This is a genomic window from Kribbella sp. NPDC020701, from assembly GCF_055562215.1.
Window position 1 is genome coordinate 1 of the sequence record NZ_JBVHFT010000022.1, and the last position, 15,131, is coordinate 15,131.

Here is a 15,131-nt window from a genome sequence, read left to right on the forward strand (position 1 = left end):
GGTTGGCCTCGGCGCGGTGCTCGGCGGCCGAGTCCAGCAGGTCGGCCGTCGACAGCGTCGTCAGATCTCCTTCGAACATGTGTTCGATCTTACGCAATCAACTCAGCCGGATGCAAACCGGCCGGCAGCCGCAAAGCCCTTATCCACAAGGGGAAACGTCACACCGCAGGAAGCCGAAGGGCTGATATACCGAAGGTCCCAAAAGGATGCTGTGCGCCTGGCGGTGGGTCGTACCGGCTGCAATCGAAGGAGAGGCAGGTGACGACCCGGATCGCCGTGATGGGGTGTCGGACCTCGTTAGCTTGTAGCAGATTTGGAACGTCGGGGAGGCGGCTGCCGTTGGTAGGCACATGAGCAACCTGACGAGTGCATACGAAGAGCTGGCAGACGCGTACCACGCGACCGTCGATCCAGACGGCGCCGGCCTGGACGATCAGACATTCGACGCTCTGGTGGGCGATGTGCGTGGTCAGCGCGTGGCCGCGATCGCCTGCGGTCAGGGCCGCGACGCGCGTCGCCTGGCCGATCTCGGCGCCGAGGTCGTCGGCATCGACGCCTCGGAATCGCTCCTGGCCCATGCGCGCAGGCTCGAGCAGCGCGTACCGCGAGGCATCCATTACGTCCATGGCGATGCTCAGCAACTGCGTGAGATCGGCGACGGCGAGTTCGACGGCGTGGTGTGTTACATGGCGTTGATGGACATCCCGGAGCTCGAGCCGACCGTCCGGTCGATCGCCCGGATCCTCAAGCCTGGTGGATGGTTCGCAGCCTCGATCGTGCACCCGTGCTACAAGACGCCCGCCGACGGTGAGTTGATCGACCACGTCGATGGCTCGACTCGGCGGATCACAGGTCGGTACTTCGAGGAAGGGCCGTATGACAGCGTCACCCGGTGGGCGATCCTGCCGCGGGTCGCGTACCACCGGATGCTGTCGACGTACCTCAACACCTTGGTGGCGGCCGGGCTGAACGTCGTACGGATGGTCGAGCCGGTCGGCGAGCGCCCGGTCTGGCAGGCGGTACCCGGTCTGCTCTACTTCAGATGCGAACGGATTTAGACGATTCAATTCGGCCGGATAGACTGCCGCCAACGTGACCGCTGCTGGACGGGGGACGATGGCGACGCCCAGCATCAAAGAGGTTGCGCATCGGGCCGGGGTTTCGGTGGGCACGGTCAGCAACGTGCTGAATCGGCCGTGGATCGTGGCGCCGGCGACCAGGCAGCGGGTGCAGGACAGCATTCACGCGCTCGGGTTCGTGCGGAACGAGGCGGCCAGGCATCTGCGGGCCGGCAAGAGCCGGACGGTCGGGCTCGTGGTGCTCGACGTGGCGAACCCCTTCTTCACCGATCTCGCGGAAGGCGCCGAAGCGCTGGCGTACGAGCACGACACCGTGGTGATGCTCTGCAACAGCAAGACCGACCCGGTCCGCGAAGGTCACCACCTCGATCAGCTCGAGCAGCAGCGCGTTCTCGGCATCCTGATCACGCCGTTCGACAGCAACGATCCACGGCTGACCGCGCTGGTCGCCCGCGGTACGCCGGTAGTCCTGGTCGACCGGGCCGCCGACCGCGGGCTCTGCTCGGTCAGCGTCGACGACCAGCTCGGTGGACGCCTCGCGGGGAATCACCTGATCGAGTCCGGTCATCGCCGGATCGCCTTTATCGGTGGGCCTTTCACGATGCAGCAGGTGTCCGACCGGATGGCCGGCATCACTGCCACCGCCGAGCAGAAGAGCGTTGATCTCGAGTACTACGAAGTCGCCGTGATGGGCGTGGTCGAGGGGCGCGCGATCGGTGAGCAGATTGCGGCGATGCCGGCGAGGTCCCGGCCGACCGCGGCGTTCCTCGCCAATGACCTGCTTGCGCTGGGCTTCCTGCAGGCCATGTCCGTGGCCGGCCTGCGGGTGCCGCGGGACATGGCGATCGTCGGGTACGACGACATCGACTTCGCCCGGGCCGCCGCCGTACCGCTGTCGTCGGTGCGGCAGCCCGCCGAGTTGCTCGGGCGATCCGCGATGGAGTTGCTGCAGGAGGAGGTCGAGGCGGCCGACCGGCATCGCCACCGCCAGGTCATCTTCCAGCCGGACCTGATCGTCCGTGAGTCCAGCGACTACACCCGCCGCTGATGCTGTACGAGAATCCGCTGGCAGCAAGCACAGACCTCGACGGCTTCCGGATGGAAGGCGACGGCGCGGTCTCGTTCCCGCTCGGACGGCTCCGGCTCGAGAGCACCAGACCGCCGGAGGACGGGCAGGACGCCAACGTCGTCCTCTGGTGTCCAGAAGACTTCCCGCCGGACATCACCGTGGAGTGGGACTTCTGGCCGATTCGTGAGCCCGGCCTCTGCATCCTGTTCTTCCATGCCAAGGGCCGTCAGGGAGAGGATCTCTTCGAGCTGACCCCGCGCACCGGCCCGTACGAGCAGTACCACCACGGCGACCTCGACACGTACCACGTCTCGTACTTCCGCCGCCGCTGGCCGGCCGAGCGCGCCTTCCACACCTGCAACCTGCGCAAGAGTCACGGCTTCCACCTGGTCGCGCAGGGAGCCGATCCGATCCCGGACGTCCACGACGCCGAAGGTCCTTACAAACTGAGGCTTTCGGTCGACCACGGCCTGATCACGTTCGCGATCAACGACCTGGACAGCTTCCAGTGGTACGACGACCGCCCGCTGACCGGCGGCAAGATCGGCTTCCGCCAGATGGCGCCGCTGATCGGCGAGTACGCGAACCTGCGGATCTCGCAGCGCTGAGCACCGCCTTCACGCACACCCCGGCCACAGGCTCGGGGCACTCCATGACCACTCTCTGACAAACGCTTTCCGAGGCGTTGACATTGAGACGATTCAACCATATGGTCACATCACTTTTCGCCCGAAACACCCACGTCACAAGGCAGGAACATGAGCAGTACTGGTTGGTCGATCAAGCTGTACGACGCTGCGGACGAAGTCGTCTGGGCGATCAAACTGAACGCCCTGTGGATGCTCTTCAGCCTGCTCGGCGGAGTTGCGCTCGGTATCGGCCCGGCTACGCTCGCAGCCTATTCCCTGGCTAGACGCAGGTCTTCGGGTGAATCGTTTCATGCTCTGCCTGCCTTCCGTGCCGCATTCCGCCGGGAGTTCCGCCGCGGCACGCTCGTGGTGCTGCCCCTCGTCGCCGCGGCCGTCGTACTGATCGGCAACTACCTGTACTTCGCGTCGCTCGGCGCGAAGGCGTCACTCCCCCGCCTGGTCAGCCTGGCAGCGCTCGTCGCGCTCGGAGTGATCGCCGCCTACCTGCTCCCGATGGCCGTGCACTACGACCTCCGGGTCCGCGAGTTGTTGCCCAAGGCATCGTTGGTCGCGCTTGCGCGGCCGGCGTCGTCGCTGGTCCTGCTCTTCGTCGCGGTGTCCATCGCCTACGTGTCAGCGAAGTTCCCGGTGCTCGGGTTCGTGCTGGCGACCGGCGCCTGGATTCAGATCGACACCTGGCTCTGCCTGCGCTTCTTCGCCGAGAACGAGGCGCGCCTGCACCTGAAAGGGAACTCATGACCATCTTCTCCCGACGGCGAATCGCCGTCACCGTCGCGCTGTCGACGGCATTACTCGCATCGGCCTGTTCCGGTGGTGGCGAGGACAAATCAAGCGAGGCCGCCAGCAGCGAGCTGACCGTGATGGCGCCGCTGTTCGGCACCGCTCCGGACCCGAGCGGCGAACTGCAGCAGGCGGTCGAGAAGCTGATCGGCAAGAAGCTCAAGATCACCTGGGTGCCGAACGCCGAGTACGGCGACAAGTCGAACGTCACGCTCGCCTCGGACAAGATCCCGGACGTGATGGTCGCGAACGAGAAGAGCCCCTCGTTCGTCAAGGCGGCCGAGGCCGGCGCGTTCTGGGACCTGAGCGGCAAGCTGGACAAGTACCCGAACCTCAAGCCGGCCAACGAGCAGATCGCCAAGAACTCGATGACCAACGGCAAGACGTACGGCATCTACCGGGTCCGCCCGTTGCTGCGGTCCGGCATCGTGATCCGCAAGGACTGGCTGGCCAAGCTCGGCCTGAAGGAACCGCAGACCGTCGACGACCTCTACACGATCGCGAAGGCGTTCACCGAGCAGGACCCGGACGGCAATGGCAAGAAGGACACCTACGGCCTGATCATCCCGAAGTGGCCCGGCAACTACGCCAGTGCCAGCCCGTACGACGTGATCGAGACCTGGTTCGGTGCCCCGAACGGCTGGGGTGAGCGCGACGGCAAGCTGGTCCCGGGCTTCGACACCCCGGAGTTCCTGCAGGCCAACCAGTGGCTGCGCAAGTGGGTCACCGAGGGCCTGGTCAACCCGGACTTCGCCACCCTGGACAGCGCGAACTGGAACGACCCGTTCGTGCAAGGCAAGGGCGGCATGATCATCGACGTCAACGTCCGGGCCACCCAGCTGCTCGATCTGTTCAAGGAGAAGAACCCGAAGGACTTCGACAAGGTCACCCTGGTCGGGAACCTGAAGCGCTCCGACGGGCAGAAGTTCTCCTACCCGTTCACCGGTTACAACATGGTGATGGCGATCTCCAAGCAGCACGTCCGGACCGAGGAACAGCTCGACCAGGTGCTGCAGACGCTGGACAAGCTCGAGTCCAAGGAGGGCTCGATCCTGCTCACGAACGGCATCGAGGGCCGCAACTTCAAGGTCGACGGGCAGTACGCCGTACCGATCAACCAGGACGACCCGAAGGTCAAGGCGGTCCAGAACGACGTGGACAAGGCCTTCATCCAGCTCGGTACGCGCGCCTCCGTCGGACTCGGCGCGTACGCGCTGCGGCCGAACGACGAGGCCAGCCGGACGATGCGGGCGAAGTTCGACGTGCTGATGAACGAGGACCTGAAGACCGCGGTCTTCAACCCGGCCCTCAGCGTGATCGCGCCGACCGCGGTAGCCAAGGGCCAGACCCTGGACACGATCATCCCGGACGCCCGGATCAAGTACCTGTCCGGTGCGATCACCGAGGACCAGCTGAAGGCGCAGATCAAGCGCTGGTACGACGGCGGCGGCACGCAGATCGCCCAGGAGGTCAACGACCTGGCTGCCAAGGCCGGCGGCTGAGAGGCGTCTGACTCATGGCCACCGATCTGGTGCCTGAGGTGGTTCAGCCTGCCGCGGGAGCTCCGCGGCAGGCCCCACCGGGCAAGAAGCGCCGTCAGGTCCCGCTGTGGAGGGAGCTGCTGCGGTACCGCTGGCTGTATCTGCTGTTGCTCCCTGGCCTGGTGTACTTCGCCGTCTTCAAATACCTGCCGATGTACGGCCTCACGATCGCGTTCAAGGACTACGTGCCGTTCCTCGGCTACTCGGGTAGTGAGTGGGTCGGGCTGAAGCACTTCCAGGAGTTGTTCACCGGGCCGGACTTCGGCCGGCTGATGTTCAACACCCTGCTGCTCGCGCTCCTCACGATCGTGTTCGTCTTCCCGGCCCCGATCGTCGTCGCGCTGATGCTGAACGAGTTGCGGGTCAACGTGATGAAGCGGTCCGTGCAGTCGCTGATCTACATCCCGCACTTCCTGTCCTGGACGATCGTCGCGTCGCTGACCTACCTGCTCTTCTCGGTGGACTTCGGCGTAATCGCGAACTGGATCCACGGCCTGGTCGGCGGGCAGAAGACCGACTACGTCGCGCAGGCCGACTGGTTCCGGCCGCTGATCGTGCTGCAGTTGCTGTGGAAGCAGACCGGCTGGGGCACGATCATCTACCTGGCCGCGCTCGCCGGGGTGGACTCGCAGCTGTACGAGGCGGCCCGGGTGGACGGCGCCGGCCGGTGGCGGCAGTTCTGGCACATCACGCTGCCGGCGATCCGGCCGACGATCGTGGTGATGGCGATCCTGACGTCCGGTCACCTGATGGACTCCGGGTTCGAGCAGATCTGGCTGATGACCACGTCACTCAACCGCGACGTCGCCGACGTGTTCGACACGTTCGTCTACTACGTCGGCATCACCCAGGGTTCATTCAGCTACGCGACCGCCGTCGGCCTGTTCAAGGGCGTCGTCGGGGTCGTGCTGATCTTCGGCTCCAACTTCCTGGCCAAGCGTCTGGGCCAGCGAGGCCTGTTCTGAAAGGGGCGGTGACCATGGCAACCACTCAATCCGTCCGGTACTACGACTCCCGCGGCAGCCGCGCGTTCGACATCGCGAACGCCGTCCTGCTGACCGCCCTGTCGCTGGTCACGGTCCTGCCGCTGCTGTACGTCCTGGCCGGGTCGTTCGCGAGCGAGTCCGAGATCAGCTCGCGGCCGTTCTTCCTGTGGCCGCACACGTTCGTCACCGACACCTACCACTACATCTTCTCCACCGATACCTTCGTCCGGGCGTTGCTGACCACGATCGGCGTGACCGCGGTCGGCACCGTGGTCCAGCTGGTACTGACGCTGACGATGGCCTACCCGCTGGCGAAACGGTTCCTGCCGGGGCGGGCGCTGATCCTGAACCTGGTGATCTTCACGCTGGTGTTCAGCGGCGGCATGATCCCGACGTACCTGGTGGTGCGTGATCTCGGGCTGTTGGACAGTTATTGGGCGCTGATCCTGCCGCTGGCGATCAACCCGTTCTACCTGATCGTGGTGAAGAGCTTCTTCCAGGAGTTGCCGGAGGCGCTCGAGGAGGCGGCCCGGATCGACGGCTGCAACGAGCTGAACGTGTTCCTGCGGATCGTGCTGCCGCTGTCGAAGCCGATCATCGCGACGTTCTCGCTGTTCTACGCGGTCGGGATCTGGAACGACTACATGTCGCCCTTGCTCTACATCGACGACAGCAAGAAGTGGACCCTGCAGATGATCGTCCGTCAGCTCACCGCGGCGAACGCGGACTCGGCGAACGTGCTGCAGCAACTGGAAACCGTGACGTTCCCGGAGCAGGGCCTGAAGTTCGCGGTCGTGGTGGTGGCGACGCTGCCGATCCTGTTCTTCTACCCGTTCCTGCAGAAGCACTTCGCCAAGGGCGTCCTGATCGGATCGGTGAAGGAATGACAACACTGCAATGGCTGGAAACTCCCTGCAAACAAGGTGTTTCCTGGGGTGTTCCGTGGCCGCGTGGAACGGTTGCCGAAGGCACCGGATTCGCGCTGGCGGACGGTACGCCGGTCCAGAGCTGGACGACCGCGAGCTGGCCGGACGGCTCGATCAAGTGGTCCGCCCACGCGATCGGCCCGGCCGAGCATCCGGAGTCGTCGTACGAGCTGGTCACCGGTGACCCCGCTCCGCCGGCCCAGCCCGTGCACGTCGAGCGGTCCGGTGGCGAGGTCCGGGTCACCACCGGCGAGATCACCTGGGTACTCCGCAAGCCGGGGCTGATCGCGTCCATCGCGTACGGCGAGCAGGAGGTCGTGCGCAATGTCCGCCTGGTCAGTCTCCGCCAGGACGCGCCGGACGAGGACCTAGGCGGCACCCGGGAACAGACGACGGCGACTGTCGACAATCTCATTGTCGAACAGGACGGACCGGTTCGGGCCGTGGTCAGGCTGGACGGCAAGCATGGTGACTGGCTGCCGTTCTCCGTCCGGCTCTACTTCTATGCCGGTGCGACCGACGTACGCGTCGTCCACAGCTTCATCTGGGACGGCGACCCGGACCGCGACTTCCTGGCCGGTCTCGGCCTCAGTGCGGATGTCGTGATGCGCGACGAGCCGCACAACCGCCACATCCGGTTGGCCGGTCCATCCGGCTTCCTGACCGAGGCGGTCCGCGGTCTCACCGGTCTGCGCCGCGATCCAGGCGAAGACGTACGACGTGCGCAGACAGCCGGCCGTGCGATCGAGGAGATCCCCAACCCCGAGGTGTCCGACCGACTGCACCTCATCCCGCAGTGGAACGACTACACCCTCGACCAGAGCAGCGCCGACGGCTTCACCCTGCGCAAGCGCACCGCCCCGGGGCATGCGTGGGTGACGATCCCCGCCGGGACCAGATCGCCGGGCTACGGGTACGTCGGCGGTGTCAGCGGCGGACTGGGCTTCGGACTGCGTGACTTCTGGAAGCTGCACCCGACTCGCCTCGATATCCGCAACGCCGCCAGCGACCTCGCCACCGCAACAGTGTGGATGTGGTCGCCGAGCGCGCCGGCCATGGACGTGCGCTACTGGCACGACGGCATGGACCAGGACACGTACGCCGAACAGCTCGAAGGACTCGAGATCACCTACGAGGACTACGAACCGGGCTTCGGGAACGCTCACGGGATCGCGCGTACGCATGAGCTCACGTTGCGAGTCCACGACTCCACTCCGTCGGCGGAGGACCTTGCCGAGCACGCAGCGCTGCTCAACTCCCCCGGTCTGCTCGTGGCGGCTCCGGCCCGGCTGTTGGAGGCAAATGTCTTCGGCAGCTGGAGCCTGCCCACGGCCGACCATCAGGACATCGAGGCCCGGCTGAACTTCCTCTTCCAGTACTACGTCGGCCAGCGCGAGCAACGACGCTGGTACGGGTTCTGGGACTACGGCGACGTCATGCACACCTACGACAGGGACCGGCACACCTGGCGGTACGACATCGGCGGCTTCGCGTGGGACAACTCGGAGCTCTCACCGGACCTGTGGCTGTGGTACCAGTTCCTGCGGACCGGACGGGCGGACGTGTTCCGGTTCGCCGAGGCGATGACCCGGCATACCGGCGAGGTCGACGTCCATCACCTCGGCCGCTGGAAGGGACTCGGGTCCCGGCACAACGTGCAGCACTGGGGTTGCAGTTGCAAGCAGGTGCGCATCTCCAGTGCGATCTATCGACGTTTCTTCTACTACCTGACCGCGGACGAGCGCACCGGCGACCTGATGGACGAGCTGGCGGCGATCGAGGAGACGTACCTGACAGTCGATCCGCAACGCAAGGTGCGGCCTGATGTCTACTCCCCCGACCCGCATGCGCTCTCGGTCGAACTGGGAGTGGACTGGGGTGCGCTCGCCGCGGCCTGGCTCACACGGTGGGAGCGGCATGGCGACGAGCGAGCCCGGGCACGGCTGGTCGGAACGATGGCCGACATCGCAGCACTGCACTACGGCTTCCTCACCGGCAACGCGCGACTGGACCTGTCCACCGGACGTTTCGACACCAGCCGGCGCGGGATCGCGGTGTCTCACCTGTCCTCGCTCTTCGGGCTTCCCGAGCTCTGTTCGGAGCTGATCGACCTGGACCTCGACGTACCCGGGTTCGAGAAGGCGTGGCTCGACTACTGCCGGCTCTATCTGCTGAAGCCCGAGGAGCAGACGGCCGAGGTCGGTCAACCACTGCAAGGTATTTCACTCGTGCAGGCCCACAGCCGGCTCGCCGCGTACGCCGCCGCCCGCACCGGTGACGCGGAGCTGGCGCGGCTGGCCTGGCGCAAGTTCTTCGTCGACGAAGGCGACCACCTCAACCGCAACGCGATGCAGCGCGAGGCGGACTGGAAGACCACGCACATCGAGGGCGCCCTGATGCCCGTCGACGAGGCCGCGTTCGTCAGCACCAACGGCGCGTCGCAGTACGCGCTCGCAGCGATCCAGAACCTGTCCCTGATCCCCGAACACCGACCTGACAGAGGTGGAAAGGCATGGAGGTCACCCGACGCACCGTCCTAGCAGGTATGGCAGCCGTACCTGCTGCGTCACTGCTCACAAGCGCCCCGGCGGCAGTTGCGGCCGAGGCACCGGAAGTGAAACTCACCTGGCTGGAAGGCAAGCCGACCACGGCCGCCGTCACGACGTGGGGTACGCCGTGGCCGAAAGGCGCCGTACCAGCCAGCCAGTCCTTCGCACTCCAGTCCGCCGACGGCAGCGCCGTACCGCTGCAGAGCTGGCCGACCGCCTATTGGCCGGACGGCTCACTCAAGTGGAGCGCCCACGCCATCGCCGTGGACACACCGGCCGAGTCGTACACCCTCGGCCCGGGGAGGACGGCCGCACCGGAGAAGCCGGTGACCGTCAAGAACGAGAAGCTGTACGTCGATGTCGACACGGGGGTGATCAAGACCCGGATCCGCAAGAGCGGCACGGAGCTGATCAGTCAGATCTGGCGTGGTGACGTGCTGATCGCGCGCAAGGGTCAGCTGGTCAACCTGAAGCAGGACAAGATCGCCGAGGACGAAGAGGGCGGCAGCGTCCGGGAACGCTACGAGAGCGATATCTCCCGCGTCACGGTCGAGCAGGCCGGCCCGGTTCGCGCGGTGGTCCGGATCGATGGCCGGCACAAGTCCCGCAAGGGCAGGACCTGGCTGCCGTTCTCGGTCCGGCTGTACTTCGTCGCGGGTGCCGAGAACGTGCGGATGGTGCACACGTTCGTCTACGACCGCGATGGGCAGCAGGACTACATCGCCGGGCTCGGTGTGCGCTTCCGGGTGCCGCTGCGGGATGCGGCGTACGACCGGCATGTCCGGTTCGTCGGTGAGGGTCATGGGATGGTCTCCGAGGCGGTGAAGGGGATCACCGGTCTGCGGCGCGACCCGGGTGCCGCTGTTCGGGCGGCGCAGATCGCGGGGACGAAGCTGCCGGATCCGGCCACCTGGGACCAGCGGGTGACGACGCGGCTGCAGTACATCCCCGAGTGGGGTGACTACTCGCTCAGCCAGCTGAACGCCGATGGCTTCACGGTGAAGAAGCGGACGCGGCGCGGGTATGGATGGATCTCGGTGGACCAGGGGAAGCGTGCATCCGGGCTCGGGTATGTCGGTGGCGTGAGCGGCGGGTTCGCCTTTGGACTAAGGGACTTCTGGCAACGGCACCCCACGCAGCTGGACATCCGCGGGGCCGCGACCGAGGAGGCCGAGGTCACCGTGTGGCTGTGGTCGCCGGACGCCGGTGCGATGGACACGCGGTTCTACCACGACGGCATGGGGCAGGACACGTATCCGGAGCAGCTCGAGGGCCTCAACATCACCTACGAGGACTACGAGCCGGCTTTCGGGACGCCGTACGGGATCGCCAGGACTTCAGAGCTCACGTTCTGGGCACTGGCGGCGACGCCCACTGCGGCTCGGCTGGGTGATATGGCGGACCAGGTGCGGACTCCTCCGCAGCTGATCAACCCGGTGGACCAGATCGTCAACACACGCGTCTTCGGTGGGCTGGTCACGCCGGTGGACCGGTCGGTGCCGGCGAAGAAGTCGATCGAGGACCATCTGGACTTCTTGTTCGACTACTACCGCGGTCAGGTCGAGTCACGGCACTGGTACGGGTTCTGGGACTACGGCGACATCATGCACACGTTCGACGAGGACCGACTCGTCTGGCGGTACGACGTGGGCGGGTACGCGTGGGACAACTCGGAACTCTCGCCGGATCTGTGGCTCTGGTACGCGTTCCTGCGGTCCGGTCGCAGTGACATCTTCCGGTTCGCCGAGGCGATGACGCGACACACTGGTGAGGTCGACGTCTATCACCTCGGTCAGTGGGCCGGTCTGGGTACGAGGCACGGCGTACAGCACTGGGCGGACAGTGCGAAGCAGCAGCGGATCAGTACGGCGATCTACCGGCGGTTCTACTACTACCTGACGGCAGACGAGCGTACGGGCGACCTGTTGTCGGAGCTGGTCGACTCCGATCGGACCTTCCTGGTGCTGGACCCACTGCGGAAGATCAGGACCGAGCCGTACACGCCTGACCCGCATGCGCTGGCGATCGGTCTTGGTACGGACTGGAGTGGTCTGGCGGCCGCGTGGTTGACAGAGTGGGAGCGTCAGGGGCCAAAGGCCGACGTTGCTCACGCGAAGCTGCTCGGGACGATGGAGACGATCGGGGCGATGCCGAACGGGTTCGTCACCGGTGGTGGGCTCTATGACCTGGACACCGGTCGCTTCGCGCCGGTGACCGAGAAGACGGTCAGTGTGTCGCACCTGAGCGCGATGTTCGGTCAGGTGGAGATCTGCGCCGAGCTGATCGACCTGGTGGACCTGCCCGCGTTCGAGGCGGCGTGGCTGCAGTACTGCCGCCTGTTCAACGCCACCCGGGAAGAGCAGACGGCCGAGTGCGGTGCGTACTTCGGCAACCTCATCCTCCGCCAGGGTCACTCCCGGTTGACCGCGTACGCCGCGGTCCGCCTCGACCGTGACGACCTGGCCGCGCGGGCGTGGAAGGAGTTCTACACCGGTGACGGCTACGGCCCGAACCTGCCGTGGGCCTCGGAGGAGGTGGACTCCACCCTGAACCCGACGAAGGCCGCGAAGTGGGTCTCCACCAACACCACAGCCCTCTACGGCCTGGCCGCCATCCAAACCCTGGCCCTGGTCGGCGACCAGATCGTCAACCCCTGAGCTCGCACTGTGAGGTCAGCCGACCTCGGCCATGATTTCGTCGGAGACATCGAAGTTGGCGTAGACGTTCTGGACGTCGTCGCTGTCTTCGAGGGCGTCGATCAGGCGGAAGATCTTGCCGGCGCCGTCGGCGTCCAGTTCGACCGTCATCGACGGGACGAACTGGACGTCTGCCGACTCGTAGTCGATGCCGGCGTCCTGCAGCGCGGTCCGGGCCGGGACCAGGTCGGTCGCCTCGGTGACGACCTCCCAGGACTCGTCGAGGTCGTTGACCTCCTCGGCGCCGGCCTCGAGCACGGCCTCCATCACGTCGTCCTCGGACAGCGACTTCCCGTCCTGGTTCTTGGCGACGACGATGACGCCCTTGCGGTTGAACAGGTAGGCGACCGAGTTCGGGTCGGCCAGCGAGCCGCCGTTGCGGGTCATCGCCGTACGGACGTCGGCGGCGGCCCGGTTGCGGTTGTCGGTCAGGCACTCGACCAGCATCGCCACGCCGTTCGGGCCGTAGCCCTCGTACATGATCGTCTGGTACTCCGCGCCGCCGGCCTCGGCACCGGAACCACGCTTGACCGCGCGGTCGATGTTGTCGTTCGGGACCGAGGACTTCTTCGCCTTCTGGATGGCGTCGTACAGGGTCGGGTTCCCGCCAGGGTCGCCACCGCCCATCCGGGCGGCCACCTCGATGTTCTTGATCAGCTTCGCGAAGAGCTTGCCGCGCCTCGCGTCGACGACGGCCTTCTTGTGCTTCGTGGTGGCCCACTTGGAGTGGCCTGACATGGCGAACCCAACCCTTCTTTTACCGCTGTCGACTCAGAGCCCGCGGACCAGCTCGGCGAAGTAGCCGTGCAGCCTCGCGTCCCCGGTCATCTCCGGATGGAACGACGTGGCCAGCAGCCGATCGTGGCGGACCGCGACGATCCTACCCGCGGCGGGGCCTGAGCTCACCGTCGAGAGTACCTCGACGTCCCGTCCGACCCGCTCCACCCACGGTGCCCGGATGAACACGGCGTGGTACGGCGTGTCGAACGCGGCGAACTCCAGATCCGCCTCGAACGAGTCCACCTGCCGCCCGAACGCGTTCCGGCGGACCGTCACGTCCAGTCCGCCGAGCGTCTCCTGGCCCTCGATCCCGCCGGTGATCTCGTTCGCCAGCATGATCATCCCGGCGCAGGTGCCGAAGACCGGCATCCCGTCCGCGATCCGCTTCTGCAGCGGCTCGAACAGCTCGAACGAGCGGGCCAGCTTGTCCATCGTCGTCGACTCGCCACCCGGCAGCACCAGCGCGTCGACCTGCTCCAGCTCGGACGGACGCCGTACCGGCCGGGCCTCGACGCCGACGTCGGCCAGCATGGCCAGGTGCTCCCGCACATTCCCCTGCAGCGCGAACACACCGATCACGGTCATATGGACACCTTTCGCTGCCAGTTGAGGGTGACCTCGATCCGGCCTTCGTCGAAGACGGCCGGGAGGTCGTGCTGGTACAACAGCGCGAGTACGTCCTCGAGGAGCGGCTCGCCGGGGGCGACGTTGGCTGTGTCGGGGTGCCAGACCTTCAGCTCGAGCATCCCGAAGTCCACGGCGTGCCAGACGTCCGTGTCGGTGAAGAAGACCAGTCCCCGGGGGTCCGCCGCAGCCTCCAGCGCCTGCCGTGCGGCGTGGTGGTCCGACGTGTAGCGGACGACCACGATGCCTCGGGACTCCAGCTCGGACAGTACGGCGTCCAGCCGGTCCGGATCCGTCGCCGACGGCCACCCAGCCGCCTCGGCGTTCAGATCGATCACCGCTTCGCCGATCAGCAGCGGCACCAGGGTGGCCGCGTCCATCGACGGAGCGTCCTCCTGAACCGCCTCGGTCAGCGCGGCCGTGATCGCCGCGTGGTCGGCGTACCCGGACCGCACCAGGACGCGGGCCAGACCCCGCAGCTCCCGGGCGGTCCGTTCGTCCACCGCGAGCAGACCCTCGGGGGTCGTCACCAGCCGCGCTCGGCGAGCCGGTGCGGCTGCGGGATCTCGTCGACGTTGATGCCGACCATGGCCTCGCCCAGACCGCGGGAGACCTTGGCGAGCACGTCCGGGTCGTCGTAGAAGGTGGTGGCCTTGACGATCGCCTCGGCGCGCTGCGCCGGGTTGCCGGACTTGAAGATGCCGGAGCCGACGAACACACCCTCGGCGCCGAGCTGCATCATCATCGCGGCGTCGGCCGGAGTGGCGATCCCGCCGGCGGTGAACAGCACCACCGGGAGCTTGCCGAGCTGGGCGACCTCCTTGACCAGTTCGTACGGCGCCTGCAACTCCTTGGCGGCGACATACAGCTCGTCCTGGGGGAGGTTCTGCAGCTTGCGGATTTCCTGGCGGATCTGGCGCATGTGGGTGGTCGCGTTGGACACGTCACCGGTGCCGGCCTCGCCCTTGGAGCGGATCATCGCCGCACCCTCGGTGATCCGGCGCAGCGCCTCGCCCAGGTTGGTCGCACCACACACGAACGGGACGGTGAAGTTCCACTTGTCGATGTGGTTGGCGTAGTCGGCCGGGGTGAGCACCTCGGACTCGTCGATGTAGTCGACACCGAGGCTCTGCAGCACCTGCGCCTCGACGAAGTGACCGATCCGGGCCTTGGCCATCACCGGGATCGACACGGCAGCGATGATCGAGTCGATCATGTCCGGGTCGCTCATCCGGGAGACGCCGCCCTGCGCGCGGATGTCGGCCGGAACCCGCTCCAGCGCCATCACCGCGACCGCACCCGCGTCCTCGGCGATCTTGGCCTGCTCGGCGGTGACGACGTCCATGATCACGCCGCCCTTGAGCATCTCCGCCATGCCGCGCTTCACCTTCGCGGTACCGGTCTGGGGAGTCTGGTTCTCGGTCACTGCATCCTCCTGGTCGTGGGGCTCG

Annotated in this window: 13 protein-coding genes; 9 read left to right on the top strand and 4 right to left on the bottom strand. The window is 66.5% G+C overall.

What is annotated here, in order from left to right; genetic code table 11:
• Positions 1 to 350 precede the first annotated feature (350 nt).
• The 9 genes from ACZ3HV_RS38050 to ACZ3HV_RS38090 all read left to right on the top strand — a co-directional run bounded on the left by ACZ3HV_RS38050 (position 351) and on the right by ACZ3HV_RS38090 (position 12,237).
• Entirely contained in the window at positions 351 to 1,058 is a 708-nt protein-coding gene (locus ACZ3HV_RS38050; RefSeq protein WP_465691854.1) for a class I SAM-dependent methyltransferase, read from the top strand.
• A gap of 34 nt (positions 1,059 to 1,092) precedes the next feature.
• Positions 1,093 to 2,127, top strand: a complete 1,035-nt coding sequence (locus tag ACZ3HV_RS38055) for a LacI family DNA-binding transcriptional regulator (RefSeq protein WP_465691856.1) — start codon at positions 1,093 to 1,095, stop codon at positions 2,125 to 2,127.
• Positions 2,127 to 2,756, top strand: coding sequence for a DUF1961 family protein (locus tag ACZ3HV_RS38060; RefSeq protein ID WP_465691858.1), 630 nt, complete (start codon positions 2,127 to 2,129; stop codon positions 2,754 to 2,756). Before ACZ3HV_RS38055 ends, ACZ3HV_RS38060 begins: the two co-directional genes overlap by 1 nt.
• 150 nt (positions 2,757 to 2,906) lie before the next feature.
• Positions 2,907 to 3,536, top strand: coding sequence for a YesL family protein (locus ACZ3HV_RS38065; RefSeq protein WP_465691860.1), 630 nt, complete (start codon positions 2,907 to 2,909; stop codon positions 3,534 to 3,536).
• On the top strand, positions 3,533 to 5,080 hold the full coding sequence (locus ACZ3HV_RS38070) for an extracellular solute-binding protein (RefSeq protein WP_465691862.1): 1,548 nt from the start codon (positions 3,533 to 3,535) through the stop codon (positions 5,078 to 5,080). The genes ACZ3HV_RS38065 and ACZ3HV_RS38070 overlap by 4 nt, the downstream gene beginning before the upstream one ends.
• A gap of 14 nt (positions 5,081 to 5,094) precedes the next feature.
• The gene (locus tag ACZ3HV_RS38075; RefSeq protein WP_465691864.1) at positions 5,095 to 6,084 is read left to right on the top strand and encodes an ABC transporter permease; all 990 of its coding nucleotides are present in this window, start codon (positions 5,095 to 5,097) and stop codon (positions 6,082 to 6,084) included.
• A 14-nt stretch (positions 6,085 to 6,098) separates the two neighbouring features.
• Complete coding sequence (locus tag ACZ3HV_RS38080) at positions 6,099 to 6,992, top strand: carbohydrate ABC transporter permease (RefSeq protein ID WP_360373323.1); 894 nt, start codon at positions 6,099 to 6,101, stop codon at positions 6,990 to 6,992.
• Positions 6,989 to 9,571: an exo-rhamnogalacturonan lyase family protein gene (locus ACZ3HV_RS38085; RefSeq protein ID WP_465691866.1), complete on the top strand. Its 2,583-nt coding sequence runs from the start codon at positions 6,989 to 6,991 to the stop codon at positions 9,569 to 9,571. The genes ACZ3HV_RS38080 and ACZ3HV_RS38085 overlap by 4 nt, the downstream gene beginning before the upstream one ends.
• Positions 9,544 to 12,237: an exo-rhamnogalacturonan lyase family protein gene (locus tag ACZ3HV_RS38090; RefSeq protein ID WP_465691868.1), complete on the top strand. Its 2,694-nt coding sequence runs from the start codon at positions 9,544 to 9,546 to the stop codon at positions 12,235 to 12,237. The genes ACZ3HV_RS38085 and ACZ3HV_RS38090 overlap by 28 nt, the downstream gene beginning before the upstream one ends.
• Positions 12,238 to 12,252: 15 nt before the next feature.
• Here ACZ3HV_RS38090 and ACZ3HV_RS38095 read toward each other — a convergent pair whose 3' ends face one another.
• The 4 genes from ACZ3HV_RS38095 to pdxS are packed head-to-tail and all read right to left on the bottom strand — an operon-like array spanning position 12,253 to position 15,106.
• A complete protein-coding gene (locus ACZ3HV_RS38095) occupies positions 12,253 to 13,014 on the bottom strand; it encodes a YebC/PmpR family DNA-binding transcriptional regulator (protein WP_360373331.1) in 762 nt (253 codons plus the stop codon).
• 33 nt (positions 13,015 to 13,047) lie between these two features.
• Positions 13,048 to 13,641, bottom strand: coding sequence for a pyridoxal 5'-phosphate synthase glutaminase subunit PdxT (pdxT, locus tag ACZ3HV_RS38100; RefSeq protein WP_360373334.1), 594 nt, complete (start codon positions 13,639 to 13,641; stop codon positions 13,048 to 13,050).
• The gene (locus tag ACZ3HV_RS38105; RefSeq protein ID WP_465691870.1) at positions 13,638 to 14,210 is read right to left on the bottom strand and encodes a DUF6891 domain-containing protein; all 573 of its coding nucleotides are present in this window, start codon (positions 14,208 to 14,210) and stop codon (positions 13,638 to 13,640) included. The genes pdxT and ACZ3HV_RS38105 overlap by 4 nt, the downstream gene beginning before the upstream one ends.
• The gene (gene pdxS, locus ACZ3HV_RS38110; protein ID WP_465691872.1) at positions 14,207 to 15,106 is read right to left on the bottom strand and encodes a pyridoxal 5'-phosphate synthase lyase subunit PdxS; all 900 of its coding nucleotides are present in this window, start codon (positions 15,104 to 15,106) and stop codon (positions 14,207 to 14,209) included. The genes ACZ3HV_RS38105 and pdxS overlap by 4 nt, the downstream gene beginning before the upstream one ends.
• Between the last annotated feature and the right edge of the window lie 25 nt (positions 15,107 to 15,131).

Bases quoted from the DNA above. Each gene is read 5' to 3' on its own strand.
- ACZ3HV_RS38050 (WP_465691854.1), top strand. From the start codon at position 351: ATGAGCAACCTGACGAGTGCATACGAAGAGCTGGCAGACGCGTACCAC.
- ACZ3HV_RS38060 (WP_465691858.1), top strand. From the start codon at position 2,127: ATGCTGTACGAGAATCCGCTGGCAGCAAGCACAGACCTCGACGGCTTC.
- ACZ3HV_RS38065 (WP_465691860.1), top strand. From the start codon at position 2,907: ATGAGCAGTACTGGTTGGTCGATCAAGCTGTACGACGCTGCGGACGAA.
- ACZ3HV_RS38070 (WP_465691862.1), top strand. From the start codon at position 3,533: ATGACCATCTTCTCCCGACGGCGAATCGCCGTCACCGTCGCGCTGTCG.
- ACZ3HV_RS38075 (WP_465691864.1), top strand. From the start codon at position 5,095: ATGGCCACCGATCTGGTGCCTGAGGTGGTTCAGCCTGCCGCGGGAGCT.
- ACZ3HV_RS38080 (WP_360373323.1), top strand. From the start codon at position 6,099: ATGGCAACCACTCAATCCGTCCGGTACTACGACTCCCGCGGCAGCCGC.
- ACZ3HV_RS38085 (WP_465691866.1), top strand. From the start codon at position 6,989: ATGACAACACTGCAATGGCTGGAAACTCCCTGCAAACAAGGTGTTTCC.
- ACZ3HV_RS38090 (WP_465691868.1), top strand. From the start codon at position 9,544: ATGGAGGTCACCCGACGCACCGTCCTAGCAGGTATGGCAGCCGTACCT.
- ACZ3HV_RS38095 (WP_360373331.1), bottom strand. From the start codon at position 13,014: ATGTCAGGCCACTCCAAGTGGGCCACCACGAAGCACAAGAAGGCCGTC.
- pdxT (WP_360373334.1), bottom strand. From the start codon at position 13,641: ATGACCGTGATCGGTGTGTTCGCGCTGCAGGGGAATGTGCGGGAGCAC.